The organism is Idiomarina sp. UBA3162 (assembly GCF_002364475.1).
Classification (GTDB): domain Bacteria; phylum Pseudomonadota; class Gammaproteobacteria; order Enterobacterales; family Alteromonadaceae; genus Idiomarina.
In genome coordinates this window covers 10,645-11,550 of record NZ_DEYI01000075.1, presented here as the reverse complement: position 1 = coordinate 11,550, position 906 = coordinate 10,645, and the positions used below count along the sequence as shown (strand labels likewise).

Here is a 906-nt window from a genome sequence, read left to right as displayed (position 1 = left end):
CCAAACTGCGCTACTCGCCGATTTTGACTTGTGGCGGTGACAGACAATGCTGCCTGACAACGGGGGCGAATATTACCCATAAGTTTCCCACGCGTCAAACTTTTTTTGGCAAAAACGGGTTGTTTGGCTACTTTTGCGCCAAGCTGACCATTATTCCGACAATCAGTGACATTTCCCCTTAAATAACGGTAAACTACTAAGCCATTCAAAGCTTTTTCAATTCTAATTTCATTGACAAGCAAGGGTCCCTATATGCCTGCACAGCTAATTGATGGTAAAGCAATCGCTGCAAACATCAGAGCATCCGTAAAAACGCAAATTGACGAACGCCTCAGCGCTGGTAAACGCGCACCCGGGTTAGCGGTCGTTTTGGTTGGACAAGATCCCGCATCAGAAGTTTACGTGGGCAATAAACGGCGCGCCTGCGAGCAAGTCGGTATTCGTTCCTTCGACTATGATATGCCTGCTGATACATCGCAGGCTGCACTGGAGCAACTGATTGATGAGCTCAATGCCAACTCAGACATCGACGGTATCTTGTTGCAACTTCCATTGCCGGCAGGATTAGATGCCACCCCGATTCTTGAGCGCATTCATCCGCACAAAGATGTCGATGGCTTCCATCCCTATAATGTCGGTCGTTTAGCACAGCGTATTCCTGCGTTGCGCCCATGCACGCCGAAAGGCATCATCACATTACTCGACAGTACTCAGATTGATTTACACGGACTCAATGCAGTTGTTGTGGGCGCTTCAAACATTGTTGGTCGGCCAATGAGTTTAGAACTGCTGTTAGCAGGTGCGACGACAACGGTGTGCCACCGTTTCACTAACGATCTAGAAAAACACGTACGCCGTGCGGACATTGTAGTGGTAGCGGTTGGTAAACCTGAATTTATTCCTGGC

The 906-nt window shown here is 48.6% G+C and carries 2 protein-coding genes; one reads left to right on the top strand and one right to left on the bottom strand.

The genetic code is table 11. From position 1 onward, the window contains the following. A partial coding sequence (locus B2X00_RS09740) for a hypothetical protein (RefSeq protein WP_290487359.1) occupies positions 1 to 242 on the bottom strand: 242 nt, incomplete at its 3' end. 10 nt (positions 243 to 252) lie between these two features. Between B2X00_RS09740 and folD the strand changes: the two genes are divergently transcribed. Continuing rightward, a partial coding sequence (folD, locus tag B2X00_RS09735) for a bifunctional methylenetetrahydrofolate dehydrogenase/methenyltetrahydrofolate cyclohydrolase FolD (RefSeq protein WP_290487358.1) occupies positions 253 to 906 on the top strand: 654 nt, incomplete at its 3' end.